The organism is Paenibacillus sp. J31R98 (genome assembly GCF_056269245.1).
In genome coordinates, this window is record NZ_JBWDNO010000002.1 from 861,878 (window position 1) to 882,613 (window position 20,736).

General features: G+C 50.9%; 22 protein-coding genes and 1 other RNA gene. 4 read left to right on the plus strand and 19 right to left on the minus strand.

The features are described 5' to 3' along the window. Nucleotide 1 precedes the first annotated feature (1 nt). A complete protein-coding gene (locus AC0YNX_RS12620; protein ID WP_475816010.1) occupies nt 2-1,363 on the minus strand; it encodes an ABC transporter substrate-binding protein in 1,362 nt (453 codons plus the stop codon). Nucleotides 1,364-1,536: 173 nt separating this feature from the next. On the opposite strand from AC0YNX_RS12620, the gene AC0YNX_RS12625 reads away from it, so the two are divergent. Further along, entirely contained in the window at nt 1,537-2,052 is a 516-nt protein-coding gene (locus tag AC0YNX_RS12625; RefSeq protein WP_475816011.1) for a hypothetical protein, read from the plus strand. 23 nt (nt 2,053-2,075) lie between these two features. On the opposite strand, the gene AC0YNX_RS12630 is transcribed toward AC0YNX_RS12625, so the two are convergent. Further along, entirely contained in the window at nt 2,076-3,407 is a 1,332-nt protein-coding gene (locus AC0YNX_RS12630) for a PhoH family protein (RefSeq protein WP_475816012.1), read from the minus strand. A gap of 117 nt (nt 3,408-3,524) precedes the next feature. On the opposite strand from AC0YNX_RS12630, the gene AC0YNX_RS12635 reads away from it, so the two are divergent. After that, a complete protein-coding gene (locus AC0YNX_RS12635; protein WP_475816013.1) occupies nt 3,525-4,073 on the plus strand; it encodes a YhcN/YlaJ family sporulation lipoprotein in 549 nt (182 codons plus the stop codon). 71 nt (nt 4,074-4,144) lie between these two features. Here the strand turns inward: AC0YNX_RS12635 and AC0YNX_RS12640 are convergent, their stop codons facing one another. The 7 genes from AC0YNX_RS12640 to AC0YNX_RS12670 all read right to left on the minus strand — a co-directional run bounded on the left by AC0YNX_RS12640 (nt 4,145) and on the right by AC0YNX_RS12670 (nt 9,654). Beyond that, on the minus strand, nt 4,145-4,603 hold the full coding sequence (locus AC0YNX_RS12640) for a PNPOx family protein (protein ID WP_475816014.1): 459 nt from the start codon (nt 4,601-4,603) through the stop codon (nt 4,145-4,147). A gap of 82 nt (nt 4,604-4,685) precedes the next feature. Beyond that, nucleotides 4,686-5,702, minus strand: a complete 1,017-nt coding sequence (locus AC0YNX_RS12645; RefSeq protein ID WP_475816015.1) for an LCP family protein — start codon at nt 5,700-5,702, stop codon at nt 4,686-4,688. A 14-nt stretch (nt 5,703-5,716) separates the two neighbouring features. Continuing rightward, nucleotides 5,717-5,989, minus strand: a complete 273-nt coding sequence (locus AC0YNX_RS12650; RefSeq protein ID WP_475816016.1) for a hypothetical protein — start codon at nt 5,987-5,989, stop codon at nt 5,717-5,719. Between the two features lie 2 nt (nt 5,990-5,991). After that, on the minus strand, nt 5,992-6,291 hold the full coding sequence (locus AC0YNX_RS12655; protein ID WP_475816017.1) for a YlaH-like family protein: 300 nt from the start codon (nt 6,289-6,291) through the stop codon (nt 5,992-5,994). Nucleotides 6,292-6,479: 188 nt separating this feature from the next. Further along, nucleotides 6,480-8,324: a translational GTPase TypA gene (typA, locus tag AC0YNX_RS12660; RefSeq protein ID WP_475816018.1), complete on the minus strand. Its 1,845-nt coding sequence runs from the start codon at nt 8,322-8,324 to the stop codon at nt 6,480-6,482. Nucleotides 8,325-8,403: 79 nt separating this feature from the next. Continuing rightward, nucleotides 8,404-8,886, minus strand: coding sequence for a hypothetical protein (locus tag AC0YNX_RS12665; RefSeq protein ID WP_475816019.1), 483 nt, complete (start codon nt 8,884-8,886; stop codon nt 8,404-8,406). Between the two features lie 108 nt (nt 8,887-8,994). Then, the gene (locus AC0YNX_RS12670) at nt 8,995-9,654 is read right to left on the minus strand and encodes a TerC family protein (RefSeq protein WP_475816020.1); all 660 of its coding nucleotides are present in this window, start codon (nt 9,652-9,654) and stop codon (nt 8,995-8,997) included. Between the two features lie 141 nt (nt 9,655-9,795). Between AC0YNX_RS12670 and AC0YNX_RS12675 the strand changes: the two genes are divergently transcribed. Further along, nucleotides 9,796-10,497: a TerC family protein gene (locus AC0YNX_RS12675; RefSeq protein ID WP_475816021.1), complete on the plus strand. Its 702-nt coding sequence runs from the start codon at nt 9,796-9,798 to the stop codon at nt 10,495-10,497. 22 nt (nt 10,498-10,519) lie between these two features. Here AC0YNX_RS12675 and thiI read toward each other — a convergent pair whose 3' ends face one another. From thiI to AC0YNX_RS12705, 6 genes are all read right to left on the minus strand, one after another. Next, nucleotides 10,520-11,740, minus strand: coding sequence for a tRNA uracil 4-sulfurtransferase ThiI (gene thiI / locus AC0YNX_RS12680; protein ID WP_475816022.1), 1,221 nt, complete (start codon nt 11,738-11,740; stop codon nt 10,520-10,522). A 10-nt stretch (nt 11,741-11,750) separates the two neighbouring features. Then, the gene (locus tag AC0YNX_RS12685) at nt 11,751-12,917 is read right to left on the minus strand and encodes a cysteine desulfurase family protein (protein WP_475816023.1); all 1,167 of its coding nucleotides are present in this window, start codon (nt 12,915-12,917) and stop codon (nt 11,751-11,753) included. A gap of 120 nt (nt 12,918-13,037) precedes the next feature. Then, on the minus strand, nt 13,038-13,751 hold the full coding sequence (locus AC0YNX_RS12690) for a lytic transglycosylase domain-containing protein (RefSeq protein ID WP_475816024.1): 714 nt from the start codon (nt 13,749-13,751) through the stop codon (nt 13,038-13,040). A gap of 518 nt (nt 13,752-14,269) precedes the next feature. Continuing rightward, complete coding sequence (locus AC0YNX_RS12695; protein WP_475816025.1) at nt 14,270-14,695, minus strand: hypothetical protein; 426 nt, start codon at nt 14,693-14,695, stop codon at nt 14,270-14,272. Nucleotides 14,696-14,701: 6 nt separating this feature from the next. After that, complete coding sequence (locus tag AC0YNX_RS12700; protein ID WP_475816026.1) at nt 14,702-14,914, minus strand: DUF1540 domain-containing protein; 213 nt, start codon at nt 14,912-14,914, stop codon at nt 14,702-14,704. A 53-nt stretch (nt 14,915-14,967) separates the two neighbouring features. Next, nucleotides 14,968-15,468: a YpuI family protein gene (locus AC0YNX_RS12705; RefSeq protein ID WP_475816027.1), complete on the minus strand. Its 501-nt coding sequence runs from the start codon at nt 15,466-15,468 to the stop codon at nt 14,968-14,970. A gap of 170 nt (nt 15,469-15,638) precedes the next feature. Between AC0YNX_RS12705 and AC0YNX_RS12710 the strand changes: the two genes are divergently transcribed. After that, the gene (locus AC0YNX_RS12710; RefSeq protein WP_475816028.1) at nt 15,639-17,495 is read left to right on the plus strand and encodes a S8 family peptidase; all 1,857 of its coding nucleotides are present in this window, start codon (nt 15,639-15,641) and stop codon (nt 17,493-17,495) included. 81 nt (nt 17,496-17,576) lie between these two features. Here the strand turns inward: AC0YNX_RS12710 and rnpB are convergent. From rnpB to AC0YNX_RS12730, 4 genes are all read right to left on the minus strand, one after another. Then, nucleotides 17,577-17,970, minus strand: an RNA gene (rnpB, locus tag AC0YNX_RS12715) — RNase P RNA component class A. Between the two features lie 58 nt (nt 17,971-18,028). Continuing rightward, a complete protein-coding gene (locus AC0YNX_RS12720) occupies nt 18,029-19,150 on the minus strand; it encodes a Nif3-like dinuclear metal center hexameric protein (protein WP_475816029.1) in 1,122 nt (373 codons plus the stop codon). After that, nucleotides 19,114-19,905, minus strand: coding sequence for a tRNA (adenine(22)-N(1))-methyltransferase (locus AC0YNX_RS12725; RefSeq protein WP_475816030.1), 792 nt, complete (start codon nt 19,903-19,905; stop codon nt 19,114-19,116). Before AC0YNX_RS12725 ends, AC0YNX_RS12720 begins: the two co-directional genes overlap by 37 nt. Nucleotide 19,906: 1 nt before the next feature. After that, nucleotides 19,907-20,734: a hypothetical protein gene (locus AC0YNX_RS12730; RefSeq protein ID WP_475816031.1), complete on the minus strand. Its 828-nt coding sequence runs from the start codon at nt 20,732-20,734 to the stop codon at nt 19,907-19,909. Nucleotides 20,735-20,736 lie beyond the last annotated feature (2 nt).

Here is a 20,736-nt window from a genome sequence, read left to right on the forward strand (position 1 = left end):
CTTAATTCGTGTCTAATGGCTTGTGAAGCGGCGCCTCGGCGCCGTTTTCTTCTGGCTCCATATTCCACTGCGCAATAAAATGCGATGCAACCGCTTTACTGAACGGCTGCGCATTGCCGCCAAGCTGTACGCACAATTGCGAGAATCGAATCCACCGCTCATGCCAAGCCGGATCCGATGTCGCTTGCGAGCTCTGCCCAAGCAAGTTTACGAGAAAATGAGGCGGACGATCCGTAATGAGGCTGTACTCATACTCCATCGTCATCGCAGAGATGCGTGATGGAAGCCGCTTCATTCGCTTATATCGATCAAGCTGTTCGCTTGTCATCGTCATTTCGTTAATATATTCTCTGGCTTCGGCCAGCTTCTCTGTCTCCGCCATAAGGACGAAGCTTCGGCCATTGGTCCGAACGAGCGGCCCGTTCTGCGAGCTGACCATCAGCTGGCTTCGTTGGTCGTTCGATAACGATTGATAGACGGACCAAGGCATAATGGCAGACAACAGCTTGCCAGCGCGAAAAGCATCCATAAGCTGCGATGTCTGATGCACCGGATCAAGCCGATAGATATGCCCTTCCTGTTCTGCGGTGTACTGAAGCTGCTGCTTCTCGCTGAGATTGAATGCGGACAAGTCGCCTGCCGGCTCTCCATTCTCCCTGAACATGCCTAGCCATGCGATCATCTGCTTCGCATCCGCCGTGTTCAGATTAAACGGGCTTATTCCTATCGGCTCGGACTGAGCGGATTGCAGCTGAGCAAGCTCCTCCAGCACAGAACGGAGAGCTTGCAAATTAACAGGCGGCGAAGAAAGCCCGCCGGACTTCAGCAGCTCCTTCTGCCACACAACAAGCAGCGGATCACAATCAAGCGGTACTCCCCATAAGGAACCGTTCCACTTGACAACGCTTGTGAGCGCTTCCAGTTGGTCTGCGGCAGCGTCACCTGTGACGACTTCATCCGCCGGAATAAGGAATCCCTGAACGGCGAATTCCCGGACCCGATCATTATCGAGCAGCATCAAATCGAAGGGCTCGTCCGCCTCCGACGCCTGCTTGCGGGCTTCATCGGCATCCTTGCCGCGAATATTCGTCATATTGATGCTGATCTGCGGATGACTCCGCTCGAACAACTGATTCTGCTTCTTCCAATATTCATATTCATCCGTATCCATCGATACGGCAATCGATAACGTTGTCTTGTTTGCATCGTCATGGCCGTCAATCACTTGCGGCTTGCTCGCCCATGGGATGCCGTCATTGGCCGGCGTCACCGGCGAACCTGGCTTGCCGAACATGGGTACAAGCAGTGCCATACAGATGGTAAACACGCTAAGCACGAGCATGACATATCTTCTCCGTGACACCTTGTCCCTCCTTGTTCAGCGCCTATGTGAGCTAGCAATATTGTAGCAAGAAAGCGCTTTTTTGTCGCCTCTCTTTTGCTCGTTGCACCATCCGTCTCGTTGCGTCTTCGCATGAAATGCCATAAGATTACTTTCAGTTACGTTTAACGCCAATTAAGGAGAGAAGAAACAGGATGCAGAAGGTCTATAGTGTTGAAATGCAGCTTCCGGAGGACAAGCAGCCCGGCTACTATGCGCAAATTGTGAAAGGCATCGCCGATCTTGTCACCTTGGTCGACCGTGACAAGACGATGCTGTTCGTACACAGCCCTGAAGATGCCGATGCGATTGTCGCATTCACGGCCAAGTATAAGGTGGAATGCGAATGCGGTACTTGGCTCCTCCTTGATGAGCCGGGCTGGCGCCCTAACCCTCAGTTGTTCACAGACTACGGCATCCTTACACGCTCGGACAACCGCTTGCTCGATCTGCAGCTTGCTGCTATTGTCAGCTTCTCGGAACCATCAGCTACGGAGCAGAATTCTACGGTTTCCGAGCTCGCTGCCGCGCTTGAACAGGCAAGAGAGCACGCGCTTGCCGAGCTGCCAAGCGAAGACGGCCGATGGCTCATCGCCGTCGACCGTCATCAGGCCCCGCTTATGGAAGGCATCGCACGCGCTTACCGCTGCCTTGCTGAACTAATCCTGTAACGCCTGCCCTTCGTTAGGTTACATTACAGCAAGTCAGCCGCCAGCTGAGCCAGCTTGGAGCGTTCGCCCTTCTCTAGCGTCATATGACCGCTGACGCTCTCTTGCTTGAACCGTTCCACGATATGCGTGAGACCGTTGCTGATCGAATCGAGATACGGATGGTCGATCTGCTCCGGATCGCCCATCAGTACGATTTTGCTGCCTTCGCCGACGCGTGATACGATCGTCTTCACTTCGTGCCGCGTTAGGTTTTGCGCCTCGTCGATTATGATGAACTGCCCCGGAATGGAACGGCCCCGAATGTAGGTCAGCGCCTCGACCTGGATGCTGCCGAGCCCCATTAATATTTTATCAATGTCGCCCGACTTCTTCGTATCGAATAGGTACTCCAAATTATCATAAATCGGCTGCATCCACGGACGCAGCTTCTCATCCTTCTCGCCTGGTAAATATCCGATATCTTTGCCCATCGGAACGACGGGTCTTGCAATGAGCAGCTTCTTGTATTTATGCTCATCTTCGACCTTCATCAGCCCGGCTGCGAGCGCAAGCAGCGTCTTGCCAGTGCCTGCCTTGCCCGTTAGCGTCACGAGCGGGATATCATCGCTAAGCAGCAGCTCCAGCGCCATACGCTGCTGGGCGTTGCGCGCCGTTATCCCCCATACCGGATCGTTGCTTAAGTAGAGCGGCTCGAGCCTTGCACCGTCCTGACTCACCTTGAGCAGCGCTGACTTCGAGGTCCCCATCTCATCGCGCAGAATGACAAACTCATTCGGATGCAGCCTCGTGCCTAGAAGCAGATTTTTGATGGTGAGGAACCGATAGGTGTAAAATTCGTCAATGACCGATGGATGTACCTTCAGCGTTAAATACCCTGCATATACATCCGAAGGCGCAACGACCTGATCAGATAAGTAATCCTGCGCTTCAAGCCCCAGTACATCCGCCTTTATTCGTACAAGCACGTCTTTACTGACGATAATGACCGGACGCACGTTACCCTTCTCTACTTCCTCCAAATGATAATTGAGTGCGACGGCTAGAATCCGATTGTCATTGGACATCTCGCCGAACATCTCCTGTACCCGTATAAAACTCCGATGATTCAATTCAACCTTCAGAACGCCCCCGTTATCGAGTCCAATCCCTTCGTGCAAATGGCCAATCATCCGCATCTGATCAAGCAGCCGCGACACATGTCTTGCATTGCGGCCAAGCTCGTCAGCAAGCCTTTTCTTTGAGTCGATTTCTTCCAACACCACCGCGGGAATAATGACCTCGTTGTCATCGAATGCGAAGATTGCTTGCGGATCATGTAAAAGTACATTGGTGTCGAGCACGAATATTTTTTTCAATCGTGAGCCCTCCTGGCGTTGGAAATTATCATTCAAAGGCATACATAGCGCTACCGGCATTAAGGCAAACTATACTGGAACAATAGAGTGCGAATACAGAAAGGTTAGGTGGCGAATATGAGCAAGTGGCTGGTGTCCGCTATAATCCTTTGTTTGCTGGCAACAGGTTGTAACACTGTCGCCCGCAACGAGACATCACCCTCTCCACAGAATGATAATCGTGTACGTGCACAACAGAGCGCTCCACAGAAGAAGCAAATTAGCAGTCCGAAGCAGGTTGCAGCTCATCTGGAATCATTAGCGCGCGGCGTTCCCGGCGTTAAAGCTGCTCATTGTGTCGTATTTAAAAATACGGCGGTTGTCGGTATCGACGTAGCTGGCAATCTGGATCGTTCTCGTGTAGGAACGATCAAATATGCCGTTGCGGAAGCGTTCCGTAAAGACCCCTATGGCATTGACGCCATCGTTACCGCCGATATGGATCTATCGACTCGGCTGAAGGAAGTGCAAGCCGATATGAAACGAGGCAGGCCATTTGCCGGCTTCGCCGAAGAGATGGCCGACATTATCGGTCGGATTGTACCGCAGCTGCCTCGTGATGTGCAGCCGATGAAGATGGATGAGCCTAATAAGGCGAATCAGAAAGGCTCTCACCACAAGCTCTAAGGCTGCCCTCACACGAGAACCACCGTTTCTGAGAACCCGTATAAGAACACAAAAAGCCTAGTGATTAGTCACTAGGCTTCTCTCATGGCAGCAAACACCTGTCCATCCAGCTTGTCTGCAGCTCTTTGGTTATACGTTTTCTCATCTTCAGATCTTGCGGACAAGCGCACGCCATCACGCATCGCATCGCAAATGGAAGCGATTTCGCTCGTGTGGTTTACATGCTTGTCAGGCAGCTCACGCAGTGCCTTTGGTACAAGCCCTGCTGTGCCGTAGATCGTTTGAACGGTTCTCGGCGCAAACACAGCTATGCTTACAACATACGGCGAAGCCATGTTCATTGTAGGACGGGAGTATCCGCCGAGTTCCACAGAGCGCAGGGTACGGTTGACCGCATGAACCCGCGATATATCGCTCGAGGTCAGATAATCGTCGCTCGCATCAAGCGTATACGGAAGAACGAATGGCGCTTTTACAATCGGTAGGCCATACAACAGCTCGTCAGTAAGTACGGTGACGGATTCGGACATCCGCATACCCTCCTTGCCTACAGTGTCGACATGTCTGCTTCGGTAGTTACATTATAGCATAGGAGGGGCTGTACTACCACCGTCATTCAGCTAGTTTTGCCTGCAGCGCCGCTTTGGCTTCTTGCAGCTTCACTTCGTTTAGTCTGACATACGGGCTCTTCCACTCGCCTTCAAGCGGAATAAAGGTAATGTTACTGCGGCTAATCCCGAAGTATGTGGAGATCATGTTCTCCACTTCGCCTGTCGGAATGTCCATGCGCATGTTGTTGCCAACCGCTTTAATAACTCCCGCGATCTTCGTAACGCTGGAGAATGACTTCAGCTTATCCGCAATTTCTCCAAGCACTTGGCTTTCGCGCTTGTTGCGATCAAAGTCGCTCGACATGTTCGTGCCGTCATTCGATTTACGATATCTTACGAAATCAAGCGCATCATCGCCTTTCAGCGTCTGATGGCCCTTCTTCAAGTCGATATTCGTGCCGTCAGCATTATCGACATAACGCATATCCATATCAACGTCGACGTCAACGCCGCCAAGCGCATCTACGACATCAACGAAACCTTGGAAGTTGATTGTTGCCGTGTAATCAACAGGGATATCGAAGAACTTGCCGAACATGGTACGCATATCTTGTTTGGCTTGCTTCTCTGCTTCCTTTTTCTCCAGACCGTCTTCATGAAGACCATTAGAGATGAACCTCGCGTAATACGCGTTCGCTTTACGGCTCTTGTACCCAGACAACTCGATCTTCGAATCACGCGGAATGGACACAACGACAGCCGACTTCGACTTCGGATTGAACGATGCGACCATCATCACGTCCGTGTTCAAGCTCCCTGTTTCTTTGCGGGTATCAATGCCAAGCAGCATAATGGTCACCGGCTTCACTTTGACCGACTGGTCTTTCGGGATAACGATAGCCGGATCGGCGTCCGTTGTTATATCACCGAGCGCATCCTTCGACACCTTGTAAATATACGTTAGATAACCTGCCACCCCAACGAGGAGTACCAGAAATACGACCATGATCCGGCGAAGTACATATTTGCCCTTGCCCTGCTTGCTTTTCTGCCCAGACTTAGCTGATCTGCTGTTCATGACTTCCACCTTCGTCAATTGTATTTCGGGTTTTCATTAATATCGTGGAGAAGCTGTTCACCGGATTCACGGGGAATCATCTGGAGCTTAGACTTGCCATCCTTGTCATACCGAAGATGAATCATCGTATCATCGACCTTATGTATATGCAGGTTCTCAACTTGATGATCTTCCGTCAAAATTTGCAAAAAAAAGTCACGCGTGTCGGCAGCAGCATGATCATCCGGTCTTGCATCCGCTACAATTTGAATTTGCAGCCAATTGAACAAGGCATCCTCAAGTCGCAAAATTAAGCCCCTCCCGGATCAGAACCGTTACGCTTGCCATTGCCTTTGATCTTATCATACAGCTGTCTTCCGCGAAGCAGCGCCATCATGAACACCGCAACGGACATGCACTGAATGATCGGCAGCTTGTCGAACTGCAGCACGAACAGAACGAATGAGCCGAGTGCCATTACGAGATGCACCAGTATTTCTTTCAGTATCGGCAAGCGGCTGACACGAAATACCGCGTTAAAAATATAAATCGTAAGCGCTAAAATAATTAAATACGTCAAAATAGGATGACTGTGAAACCAGCTCTGCATGATAGATTAACCTCCGGTCGACTTGAAAAAAGCGGCATGTCTTAATGACGCAAACGGCAGGGCTACAATGGCATCTTATCCGTTATTCACCGGAAGAAGAAGTCATTGTTACCCTGCCTGAACGTCATGCTTGCCGCTCTCGGCAAGGATTATTTAATTAAACAGCACTAGACTGAACTCGAACTCGATTATACTTGTGCAGCTGCAGCAGTCTTACGTTGCTTCTCCGCACGCTCACGCTCGCTCTTGTTAAGGATCTTCTTACGAAGACGGATCGACTTCGGCGTTACTTCGCAATACTCGTCGTCGTTCAAATACTCAAGCGCTTGTTCAAGGGAGAACAACACTGGCGTTTTCAAACGTACCGTATCATCTTTACCTGCAGAACGGATGTTTGTCAGAGCCTTCTCCTTACAGATATTGACGATGATATCGTTATCGCGGTTGTGTTCACCGACGACCATACCTTCGTATACATCAGCACCTGGCTCCAAGAAGAGCAAGCCGCGATCTTCAACACCTTGCATGCCATAGAACGTCGATACGCCGTTCTCGCTGGAGATCAACACGCCTTGGTGACGCCCGCCAACCGATGCGCCTGCAAGCGGACCGTAGCTATCGAACGCATTGTTCATGATGCCGTAACCGCGAGTCAGTGTCAGGAAGTTCGTACGGTAACCGATCAAACCGCGCGCAGGAATAATGAATTCAATACGCACTTGGCCATTACCATGGTTAATCATGTTGACCATTTCCGCTTTGCGCGATCCAAGGCTCTCCATGACTGCGCCCATGCTTTCTTCCGGCACGTCAATGAGAAGACGCTCATAAGGCTCGCATTTCACGCCATCTACTTCTTTGATGATAACTTCCGGTTTGGATACCTGAAGCTCAAAGCCTTCACGACGCATATTCTCGATCAAGATACCAAGGTGAAGCTCACCACGACCGGAAACGACGAACGCATCCGGGCTATCTGTTTCGTCAACGCGCAATGCAACGTCTGTCTCGAGCTCATTAAACAGACGCTCACGAATTTTACGGGATGTTACCCATTTACCTTCGCGGCCCGCGAATGGACTGTTGTTAACGAGGAATGTCATTTGCAGAGTCGGCTCGTCGATCTTCAGAACCGGCAATGCTTCAGGCTTCTGCGGATCAGCAATTGTCTCACCAATATTGATTTCACGGATACCCGCGATTGCAACGATATCTCCTGCGCCTGCTTCTTCAACCTCAACACGCTTCAAGCCTTGGAAGCCGAAGAGCTTCTCGATGCGCGCTTGTTTCGTTACGCCTTCACGGTTAATAACAGCGACCGTTTGACCTTGGCGGATTACACCACGGTTTACACGACCAACGGCGATACGGCCGAGGTACTCATTATAATCAAGAAGCGTTACGAGGAATTGCAATGGATCCTCTACGCTCTCTGTTGGCGAAGGAATTTGCTCAATGATCGTCTCGTACAGCGCCTGCATGTTCTCGTCTTGCTTATCAACGTTCAAGCTGGCAGTACCCATAAGGGCTGAAGCATAAACAACCGGGAAATCCAGTTGATCATCGTTCGCGCCTAGCTCGATGAACAGATCAAGCACTTCGTCGACGACTTGCTCAGGGCTTGCGTTTGGACGGTCGATTTTGTTCAAAACAACGATTGGCGTCAGGTTGCTCTCGAGCGCTTTACGCAATACGAATTTCGTTTGCGGCATGCAGCCTTCGAAGGCATCAACGACAAGAAGAACGCCGTCTACCATCTTCATGATCCGTTCAACTTCTCCGCCGAAGTCGGCGTGTCCTGGTGTATCTACGATGTTGATAAGGTAATCTTTGTAGTTAACTGCTGTGTTCTTAGCCAAGATGGTGATACCGCGTTCGCGTTCCAGATCATTGGAGTCCATTGCGCGTTCTTGAACTGTTTCGTTGTCGCGGTAAGTACCGGATTGTTGAAGCAGTTTGTCGACTAGCGTTGTTTTACCATGGTCTACGTGAGCGATGATGGCGATATTTCTGATGTTCTCTCTTGCTTGCATTACGAGTATCCACTCCACTTTTTTATATTTAGTTTGCTGTCTCTAACGCTTACATCAAACATGTTAAACAATTGCACTACTACCAGCGCGCTTTGCGCCCTACAACCAGCCATGCACCGACTGCCAGGAACACTGCCGCAATCAAGTACATACCCCAGCCCCAGACAAGCATAATAACAAAGAAGGAGGCTGCAGCTAACAGCAGGATCATTGCGAGCGTGCGCGGGAATTTCGGATGATACGTGTCGAACAAATGATACTCATATAATCCTACTGCGACCGAGACAATAAAGATAGGCCACAAATACTGCATATTGCTCCATCCAAATGCAATGCAGAAGAATAACAAGAAAGCATTAATTGTCAAAATCGCACCAGGTATAAGCACGAAAGGCGGAAGCAACCGTCCAAAAAACAGCACATGCAGCAATATACCGGGGATTAACAAAAATAGCGGCCAGAAGTTCGTCCCGATGAACGAGAAAAAGCCGATCTTTCCGAGTAAGATTACAGCACCGGCGATCAGAAAAAGAAGACCGACGGTGTATTGATTCCTGGACATGCCAATGATCCTTCTTTCTCTTGGGCACTTTTAACATTACTAGTGTAATGGAACACAAGGCAAAAAACCAGTGTAAGCTGAATAATTTACTCAAATATATAGTTTACCTTATCTTTTAATTCGCAGCAATGCCACAATTATGACAAACGGAATGGACAACACCGGAATCGCTTTTGTCAAAACTTCGAGGCTTCCGCTGAGCCAAGTATGGATCGCCGGGTCGTGAACAAGCATCTCACCGGCCGCAAAACCGAGCAATCCGCCGCCTATGTAAACGAATGACGGAAATTTGCGCAATAAGGTACTTAATAACTGGCTTCCCCATATTATCATCGGAATGCTAAGGGCAATACCGAGCAGAATAAGGACGGGCTCTCCCTCAGCCACCGCAGCGATGGCAAGCACATTATCCAGGCTCATTATAAAGTCTGCGATGACAATCGTACGTACGGCGCTCGAGAGGGACGTTACCTTGCGCATCATGTGGAATTGCTCGGCGTGGCTTGAAGCGTCAGTGACCAGCTTAACTGCAATCATGAAGAGCAGCAGGCTTCCAGCTGCCTGTAGATAGGGCACTTGCAGCAGCGTGAGCGCTACTAAAGTAAGGACACATCGCAGCCCAACAGCTGCAATCGCGCCCCACATCACTGCTTTTCGCCTCTGGGCATGTGGAAGCTGCTGACTCGCAAGAGCTATAACAACGGCATTATCGCCGCTTAGCAGCACATTGATAAACATAATCTGGATAAAAATGATCAAACTGTCCATTGCTCTACCGCCTCCCTGGAATGCTCCCATTTATGAACGGTATGTCCCAATTGGACAGGTTATGTTTTTTTTGAATCCTTTTTTTGATACGACCGTATAATCGAGAAACATCAAAGCTCGCCCGAGAGGAGGAAAGGATTTATGGACATCTTATCACTGGAATTTCTATCTGCACTTATTACGATCGTCTTCATTGACCTTATACTCGCAGGTGATAATGCCATAGTCATTGGCCTTGCCGCTCGCAAGCTGCCTAAAGAGCAGCAGAAAAAAGCCGTCATATGGGGTACCGTCGGAGCCGTTGGTATCCGCGCGATCGCCACGATACTGGTCGTATACTTACTGAACGTCCCATGGCTGATGCTCGCAGGAGGGATATTGCTGCTGTGGATCGCATATAAACTGCTTGTCGACAACGAAGCTCATGACAACGTCACAGCAGGTAACACGCTCTGGCAGTCCGTACGCACGATCATTATAGCGGATGCAGCAATGGGACTGGATAACGTAATTGCAGTTGCAGGCGCCGCACATGGCAGCGTGATGCTCGTCTTGCTCGGACTAATCATCAGCATTCCGATTGTGGTATGGGGAAGCACACTGTTTATCAAATTGATAAACAAAATTCCATGGATCGTGTATGTTGGCTCTGGCGTACTTGCCTATACAGCTGCCAAGATGATCACGCACGAAATGAAGCTGAAGACATTCTTCAAAGAAAATCCAGCATTCGAATGGTCGTTCTTGATTCTTCTGGTCATCGTCATTATTGTCGCAGGACTCTGGAAGAACGCATCGCGAAACAAAGCCAGCAGCATGGAAAAAAGCAGGGGAACCCACTAGGGTCCCTGCTTTTTTTATTTATCTAGAACCAACTATCCTCGCCAACCGTTTCGGCAGCATTCGGCTTCTCCGGTGAAATCCTCATCACTTCGGTTGTTGCAACAGCCTCCGCAATCATCTCTTGGAGATTTGCAATCGATTCCTCGCACTGCTCGACTAGAGCAAGATTCGGATTCGTGCTTGGCGACTTTGGTACGAATAATGTGCAGCAATCTTCATAGGGCAAGATCGATGTCTCGAACGTGTCAATCTGACGCGCAATTCGAATAATCTCATTCTTGTCCATCGTCAGCAGCGGTCTCAGAAGCGGCAGCTCCGTTGTCCGGCCGATAACATTCATGCTGCTGAGCGTCTGGCTCGCCACTTGCCCCAAGCTGTCGCCTGAAACGATGCCGAGGGCATCGACTTTCTCGGCAAGCATGGTTGCAATGCGAAGCATCGAACGGCGCATAAGGGTAATGATAAGCGGGTCTCGATCGGTCTGTGCGAGCGCTGTTTGGATATCCGTGAATGAGACCAGATGAAGCTTGATGGGTACGCCGCTGTAGTGCGATAGTCTCCGAACGAGATCGATCACCTTCTCCTTCGCCTTCTCGCTTGTGAACGGGTAGCTGTGGAAATGCACCGCTTCCAGCTCCAGACCCTGCCTCATCGCCATATAGCCTGCTACAGGGCTGTCAATGCCGCCTGAGAGCAGCAACACCGCCTTGCCGTTCGTTCCATAGGGGTAGCCGCCAGCCGCCGGTACAACCTCGCTGAACACGTACGTGCCTTCCGGCTGAATTTCGATGCGCAGCTCGACCTCAGGCTCACGAACGTTCACTCTAAGCCCAGGGAATGCTCTAAGCACATGCCCGCCTACCAAATGGTTGAGCTCTTGGGTATCATGCGGGAACTTCTTGTCCACTCGCTTAACAGCGACCTTGAAAGTTGCCGGTTGCTTCGGGAGCGACTGCATAACTTCAACTGCTGTCCTTTGGATCTCCTCGAGATCGCTCACGATTTTACGAATCGGACTAAAGGATGCGATGCCAAAAATATCTTTCAGCCTCTCTGCGATTTCAGCATAGGGCTCTCCATTCAACTCCAAATAAATACGGCCGAATGCTTGTTGAACATGGATAGCCGGATAGGATGCGATAGCTCGCTTCACGTGCAGCAGCATCCGTTTCTCAAACTTGCCACGGTTCTTTCCTTTAATCGTATATTCGCCAAAACGGATTAAGATCATATCCGGATTCATTGTGCCTTCGTCACTCCTTCCGCTCGAGCGGTTTTAACTTTTGAACGACCATTCGAAGCATCCGGCATAGCCATTCCAGCTCGGCAGCGCCATGCTCATCGCCGAAGCTGATCCGAATGCCGCTTGCAGCACGTTCTCTTGACGCCCCCATTGCGAGCAGCACTCTGCTTGGATCGTCGGACTTCGAAGAACAAGCGGACTTCGTGGATGCCAAGATGCGATGCTTCTCGAGCATATGCACAATCACTTCCGGCTTCATGCCGGGGTATGAGAAATTAACGATATTCGGAGCTGAGACGCCTGCTGTATGGTCTGCGCTGCCGTTCACAATAAGCTCCGGGATCTCTGCGATGCAAGCCAGCAGCCGCTCCCTGAGGACGTACATTCGCTCTGCCCGCTCAGGCTGGCTCTCAACCGCCATCCGGAATGCTTTGGTTGCTGCTACGATGCCTGCGACGTTCTCGGTGCCGGGGCGCTGTCCGCGCTCCTGACTGCCTCCATGGGAGAGCGGCTCCAGCATGACGCCGTCGCGCACATACAGAAGTCCAACACCGCGCGGCCCGTTCACTTTATGGGCAGACGCCGAGAACAGGTCAATGCCGCAGCTTCGCAAATCTAGCGGGACCTTGCCCACGCTCTGAACACCATCAACGTGAAATAGAGTCGTTCTGCGCTGCTTCAGCAGTGCGCCAATCTCTCTGATCGGCTGAATCGCACCAGTCTCATTGTTGATATGCATCACGGAGACAAGAATGGTCTCATCGGTTATCGCTTGTTCAAGCTTGTCCACTTGGACAACGCCATCTGAATCAACGGGAACAATCGTTACCGTGAAGCCTTCCCGCTCGAGCGCGAGGCACGTATCGTAAACCGATGGATGTTCGATCGCGGTCGTTATAATATGCTTGCCCCGCTTGCTGTAAGCACGGGCAGCTCCTGTTATCGCAAGGTTGTTGCTCTCGGTTCCGCCGGAGGTGAAGATCCAATCCTTCGGATCTGTACCCTTAAAGACCGCCGATGCGATGACCGATCTGGCTCGCTCAAGCAAGTTGCCCGCTTCATGCCCGCTTCTATGCAGCGAGGACGGATTCGCATAATGCTTCGCCATCACTTCCGCCATCGCCTTGATGACGTCTTCATGCGGCGGCGTCGACGCGGCGTGGTCAAAATAATACATGGTTCAAGCTTCCTCTCCTGCTGAACAAATGAAAAAGATCAACGGAAGAGAGGCTAGGCTTGCTTCGAGATGAGCCAGCTTTTCTCCGTGATCTTTGTATTGTTTCCTGAATTAGCAAATCTAAGTGGTAGTACTGTATTTGTCCGTCGCGTTCAATACCTTCGATACGTACCGCTGTGTTTCCTTCGGAAGCAGATGCGCAAGATCCTCAAAATTCGCAGCCCCAGTAATCCCCGAGCGATCTACTCGGCCCGGACCTGCATTGTATGCAGCGAGTGCTGTCTGTACGTTCCCATCGTACTTATTAAGCAGATAAGACAGGAAACGCGTACCGCCCTCAATGTTCTGCTGCGGATCAAAGGAATTGCTGACGCCAAGACCGCGAGCTGTACCATCCATCAGCTGCATAAGTCCTTTCGCCCCTACGGAAGATTCTGCGTTCGGGTTGAACGACGATTCTGTATGTATAACGCCTTTAACTAGCGCAGGATCAATGCCATATTTGGAAGCAGCCGCATTAATCATTGCTTCATAGTCAGTAGGTGTACTGCTTGTGGAATCGTTGTCGACGTCATCCGTGTTTGTGATCATCGGTGCAAGACCGCCGAGTGCGCCAAGCGAAAGTGATCCAAGGGCTGAGGAGTTGTCTCCGTTCAAGTCCCCTGTCGTCATACCAGCGCCGCCAGTCATATATTGCTGAAGCAGCGTATCAAACATAGACGAGCCGTCTGGTCCGGTTGTAGCTGACAGTACGTTGTCATTTCCGTTCAAATCCAAGCTGGGCATGAGCTGCAGCTGGAGCAGCGATTTCATAATGCGCGGATCAATGCTCATGATGTACCTCCATGAATCTAGTGAGTTCGACAATAGTTATCACCATTTTACATCTTTTTCACTAGAATCGCCAGTAAGACATTAGTCCTATAGCAGATAGGGTGGACTGGATCGACGGGTACGTTCCTGTTGCTAACTGACTAACTGAACTCGTGCTTGCTCTGCGTTAGATGCTCACGCTCGCCACAAAGAGGGAATTTTCCGTGAGAGAGGCTTTTTCCGCTCTCATGAGCCTGAGAGAGGTTTTTCCGCTATCATGAGCCTGTTTGAGCTTTTTTGCTGGCTGAGAGAGGCTTTTCACGCTCTCGGACAAAATGCCGAGGCACGTGAGAACCAATTTCCTCCTGAGAGCACATATATGTTCTCCCAGCCCCCAGTCAGCAAATTTCCCGGCCGAGAGAACGTATACGTTCTCTCAAACTTACCAATCGCTAGTTCGGCGCTATCTCACTCACCGACTCACCCTCAACAACAAAAAAAATGGTGACTCAGCCCAAGCTGCATCACCATTTTCTTCACTACGTTATTGCATAATAAATGGGAACGAGGACCAAGTAAGCTGCAGCTGCGATGAAGCCGAGCGTAATCGACCATACGCCGAGCCCTCTCGCACCTTGCCGGTAAGCAATAAAGCCAAGAACAATTGCAGTTGCGCCAAGCAGGACCGGCCATACAATCCAGGAGAGAATTGCGATAATGAACCCTGCCCATCCGGTTGCCCGGCCGGCTGATTTGGTTTCTCGCACAGCCTCGTTTGTCAGCCTTACCCGCTCAGTGCTGGGATAGCGGTCCTGATTGGGATAGATGGTGTTGACGGAACGCGGCACAGCGATTTCAGCTGCATATTCTTCGTTATACGCATTCATGTCTGGGTGGTACAAAGGATTCGTTGATGTGTCATCATGCGGACTGTGCAAATTATGCCCTTCCGATTCACGCTCCATCCACGCTCACCCCTTCGGTTTAAACGTATGACAGCATGTCGATGCACTCGACTTCGCGGAATCATGATGCTCTCCGCCAAAGCCTTCCTGAGCAAACTCAGCACCAAAATGAGCAGTTGCGTGGCTATCGATGTCGACTTCGATTTTGCTCGCACCACACTGGTTTCCGTCTTTCCAGAATGAACAGTTGGCCACACTGCAGCTTACGCCCTTCGGCATAAAAATCACCCCCGGTATCAAGTTGCCCGCACCGGGGGTGTAATATGCTTTCCTTATTTTTGACCCTGCATACGGCGCTGAGTCATATAGTCGCTTTCGTAGTACGAAAGATCATCACGAAGCTCTTCGAAAATTTTGGAGATCGTAAGTACGATATCACGAGCTGCACGAATCGGCTTCTTGCGGAAACGAATCGCGTCTTGTCCAGTGTAAGCGTAACGTCCATCTTCGGAATAACATTCGTTCTTCGGATAAAAGAATGCATTAACGCATTGATGATACACGTCATATAGTCCACGCTCTGCAAAATCCGTATCGAAATTAGGACGGCGCAGCGCTACACCAAGTTTCTCATACGCAACTTCAGAGAACACAAGCATATGGCGTAGATCAGCCAACAAACCTTTATAGAAAAGCTCGGAATCGTTTCCTTGATCTTCTGAAGTTAGTTGAGGAAGCGCATACTGGTTCAGAAACGTCTCCAAATGGCCGACCGCAAGTTTTAATTTTTCTCGTGTGGATTCGCTAATCGCTTTTACGTTAGTCGAAGGCATTATGGTAGATCCCCTTTCATCATCGCAAACAATCTAAAATCATGAACATCGTACCACAAAATGAGAACAGATGGTACTGCCTTCTGTCGCAAGACAGTCGTATATTTTCCCTCAAGCTTCGTTACTCTAAGACATACAGTGTGCTGCAAGCTACTCAAGGAGGAATTACGATGACGCGACGGAAGTGGATCGGCTTGTTTGCCGTATTGGCAGCTCTTGCCCTGCTCATTCCGCTAACCCCATGGTTCAGCGGTCCAGATAAGGCAACCAAGGAGGAGAAGTCCGAGCTTCGAACGATGTCTGTCCATAAAGAAAAACAGATGAAGCTCCTAACGGTGCAGCGGGACATGGAAGCGACTGCTCTGCTGTGCAGATCGGAATGCGCAAAAAATTTCCAAAAGCTGATTAAACACGAAGCGTCTCATACAACGAATCAAGCCCATCTCAAGCATCTGATGAGCATGCACAAACAGATGATCTATGTATGGTGGCGCCATCAAGGGCAATCTATATCAGAAGGGACTAAGCCGAAGCAAACAGAGCTTGTTAAGCCGCTTGCACTCGCTCGCGAGCATGTCCTTCGTGGACAGGCTTATGCTTCCGCACCGATCCAGACGAACGGCCATCGTTACATGGTCATTGGCGAGCCGGATGCGCGAGACAAAGGCGATGGAATTGTCGGCATTCTGCTCCAAGATATCGTGACCCATGTTGAAAGCCATCAGCGGCGCAATATGAGGCTCGTTCCTTATCCTGCGGAAGGCAAGTATAAGATCGAATCCGTAAAGCCGAACTCAACGGTCGACATTACGGTGAAGACAGGTGAAGATAACGGCAATGCCAGCCACTATCATCAGAACGAAGTTGTTGTTAAATTCCGTCAGGAGCCGTCGGTGGACGACCTCGCTCGTATTAAGCTCGACATTACAGCACTGTCCGTGAAGAAGCTCGGCTATACGTATGTGTTCCGTTCGCGTGCTATGGAAGCCGATGACATGATCCGGTATTTCAACAATACGTGGCATGTCGTTTATGCTGAGCCGCATTATCTATACATGACGAACGATGTTAAAACTTCGAGCAGCTCCGGCATTATTCCGAACGATGCGCTCTACTCGGAATACCAATGGAATTTGCCGGTCATTGAGACTGAGAAAGGCTGGAATGTATCCAAAGGAAGCAACAGCGTTCTTATCGGCGTTCTGGATACCGGCGTGCAGTTGGATCATCCGGACTTGAAAGGCAAGCTTGCGAAAGGAACCAATCTTGTCTCCTCCGATGCACCGCCAGATGACGATGTAGGGCATGGCACGCACGTCTCCGGCATTATCGCAGCAGCTGTAAATAACGGAGAAGGTGTTGCAGGTCTAACCTGGTATAACAAAGTTCTTCCGGTCAAAGTTCTCGATAACAGCGGAGCAGGCTCCACATATACCGTCGCGGAAGGCGTAATCTGGGCAACGGATCATGGCGCCAAAGTCATCAACATGAGCCTTGGCAATTACGCAGAAGCGGCATTCCTGCACGATGCGATCAAGTATGCGTATGATCATGACGTCGTGCTCATCGCAGCAAGCGGCAATGACAATACGGAGCGGCCAGGCTATCCTGCAGCCTACCCGGAAGTCTTCGCAGTCGCTTCAACGAACTCGGACGGAACTAGATCGCCGTTCTCCAACTACGGCGATTATATCGACGTTGCTGCTCCGGGCATGAGCATCGCCAGCACGTACCCAGGCAGCCAATATGCGGCGCTCTCCGGCACTTCAATGGCCAGCCCGCATGTCGCAGCGCTCGCGGGGCTTATCCGCTCCATCAATCCAGACCTCACGAACGTCGAGGTGATGGATATCATGCGCAAGTCAGCCAAGGATCTCGGCAACAAAGGCAAGGACAAATATTTTGGCTACGGGCAAATTGATATTGTCCGCGCTCTGGAAGCTGCCAAGCAATCCAAGCTGTCGCTGCAGCAATTCCCTGCTCTGGTAGAACGTAGGCTCGCTCAGATCGCGAGCCAGTACGAATAGCGAATAGCAGCACGAACGAAGAACCGGAACAAACAACGAAATAACCCGCAAGGCATAATGCCTTGCGGGTTATTTGAGCTTGTGGAAAGCTTGCCGTAAGCCGGGTTCTGTACTTCGCGTGGTCAAACGGGGGCTACCCTCCCACTTATGAAGCGACAATCATCTATCTAGGCCAATCATTGCTAATCGGCTCAAGCGACACACCCGAACGCGCCCCGGGCAAGGGCATATACGTTCTCTCGGTCTTGCTCCAGATGGGGTTTACCAGCACCATTGTCACCAATGGTCCTCGTGGTCTCTTACACCACGGTTCCACCCTTGCCTGTGCTTAGCTTTGCAGCTGAGCCATCGGCGGTCCATTTCTGTGGCACTATCCTTCGGCTCGCGCCGACTGGACGTTATCCAGCATCTTCGCCCTACGGAGCCCGGACTTTCCTCTCGCGGCAAAGCCGCCAGCGATTGTCTGTCAAACTTTCCGTGTACAACACAGTATACTAAGAACGAGGCAAAAGCTCAAGCTTGAAACTTTTCCTCTATAGGAATTGAAAAGGTTCTGTGTTCAGCGTTGACGCAATCGCTTCAGTCGCGTATTTGCGTTGCTGCAATTCGCCCTGCAACCAATCCGCAAGCCGCGGCTTCATCAGCTTCTCGATGTTGTGGCCCGGATCAATGATCGCAAGGCCAGCTTGCGCCGCATCATGCGCCGTATGATAGTCGATATCGCCTGTTACAAGCACATCTGCGCCAGCAAATAAAGCATGGCGCACGTATCGGCTGCCAGAGCCGCCAAGCACCGCTATTTTGCGCACATCCCGGTTCAAATCGCCAACGACACGCAGCGCAGGCACATCGAACGCTACCTTCGCTTTCTCCGCGAGCTCGCGAAGTTTCACAGAGGCTGCGAGCTTCCCTACTCGGCCTAGACCAAAGACACGGCCCTTCAACTCAACCGGATACAGGTCATAAGCAACTTCTTCGTACGGATGCGCCTTCAGCATCGCTTGAACGACTTTACGGTGTACGCTCTGCGGTACAACCGTTTCGATGCGCACTTCCTCTACCCGCTCCAGCTTGCCTTGCTCGCCGATAAAGGGCTGAGCGCTGTCTCCAGGCTTGAAGGTGCCTATTCCGTCAATGTTGAAGCTACACTGGCTGTAGCCGCCGATTCGGCCTGCCCCAGCGTTCCAAATCGCTTGCAGCACCTGCTCATGATGGCTCTTCGGCACGAAGACGACAAGCTTATACAGCTTGTCCGTATGTACATCCTCAAGCGATGCACGGCCTTCTGTCGGAATGCCAAGCATATCCGCCATCCAATCATTGATACCGCCATCTGCGACGTCCAGGTTCGTATGTGCGATGTAGACGGCAATATCGTTCTTGATCAGCTTCTCATACAGCTTGCCTGTTGGAGTCGAAGTATCAAGCTTCGCTAGCGGACGATAAATAATCGCATGATGCGCGATGATGAGCTGAGCGCCAATGGCAATCGCCTCATCGACAACCTCATCCGTCACGTCGAGTGCAACCAGCACTTTGCTGACTTCCTTTTGCAAGGTGCCAAGCTGCAAGCCGATCTTGTCATTCTCCATCGCGATATGCTTCGGTGCGAGCTGTTCTAGGAGCTGGATAACGGTTTGGCCGTTCGCAAACATGACAGCACCTCCTGAATGGTATCCATCTCTTGCTTCAACTGAGCCTGCTTGTCACGGGATTCGGCAAGATCCGACTGTTCCATCTGTTTGGAAATCCGCGCAAGCTTGCCATGCTCGTGCTGCCACTTGTTATGCAGCAGTTCTTCGTTGCTGCGCAGCAAGTACGGTCCCATCCGGTACAGCCACTCATGCTTGGCCTCTTCGGACAGCTTAGCCGCTAAGAACCCGGCGTTATAGACATCCTCTACAGACTTGCCTGCTACACTATGAGCACTATGCAGCGCATGAAGGACTTCATAAATGCGTCCATCTTCTTCGAGTATCGTTTCGTTCTGCAGCACATAACCATGTGCCGTAAGCCATTTGCGCACAATTTCTTCTCCGACATTCGGTTGCAGCACGAGCTCTTTAACGCCTTCGAGCTTGCCTGCCTTCCGGCCTGTCTCCAGAATTTCAGCCATTAGCGCGCCGCCCATACCGGCTATCGTCACCGTATCGGCTTCACCCGGAGCTAACACAGCTAGCCCGTCGCCTTGGCGGACATCAATTGCTTTCGTAAGTCCAGCCTCGGCAGTTTGACGCTTGGCCGCTTGGAAAGGCCCCGTATTCAGCTCGCCTGCGATGGCAGACGGGCATTTTCCGCTTTGCAGCAAATAAACCGGAAGCAGCGCATGATCCGAGCCGATGTCGGCAACACGCGAACCCGTAGCAACATAATCAGCAATTTGCTGCAATCGTTTAGACAATTTAATCATTTTAAGCAACCCACGCAATCCATTGTTTTCGAAGCGAGAATAATGCAGCGCCTCCCGCTATAATTTTGACCATAAGCTGTAGTTGTAACCCGACATGCTCCTTCAAGAAGACCGCGGAATAAAGCTCTGGCATGAACCAAGCCAGTGCCGCAGCGACGAACAGTATCGACGCAACAGGTCTTGTCCATCTGTGGAAGAACCAGCTGCACCAGCCAAAGACGAAGGAGGCAGGCAGCCAGTATAGCTGAATTTCGAACCAGCGCGGCGAAGCCGTATTGTTCGACAGCAGCCACGCGTAGACGAGGAATGACGCCATCCAGCCGCATAAGTGGAGCAGCGGGATACGAGCCCCGATGCCGAATGCGATCCAGCAGATCGAACATAAACCGAGGAGTCCTGCCTTCCAACCCCAAGCAAGAAGCTCATGCAGCTGCAGCATATACAAGCCCGCACCGAGCATCAGCAACATGCCTGCACCAACCAATCCAAGCCCTACAGACTCATTGCGTTCACGATATTTCTGCCCGATGGAGAGCAGTACGAGTACGCCAGTAATCGACAGTGCAATTTGCAATAGCGGATGAAATTCGTTAAAATAAAGAACAACAAAACAAATTAAGGAAAATATTCCAAATGTAAGAAGCCACTGTTTCACCGTTGCCGCTTTCACGACAACTGCCGCTCTACCTGCGAAAGTAGCCGGAGATCGAGCCTGTCCTTCATCCAAATACAAGTTGAGCAGAAAGTCGCAATATTGATCCGGAAGCAGTTTGCTGCGCTGCCAATGCTCAATTTCTTTTACGATTGTTTTGCGGCGTTCTTGATCCATAT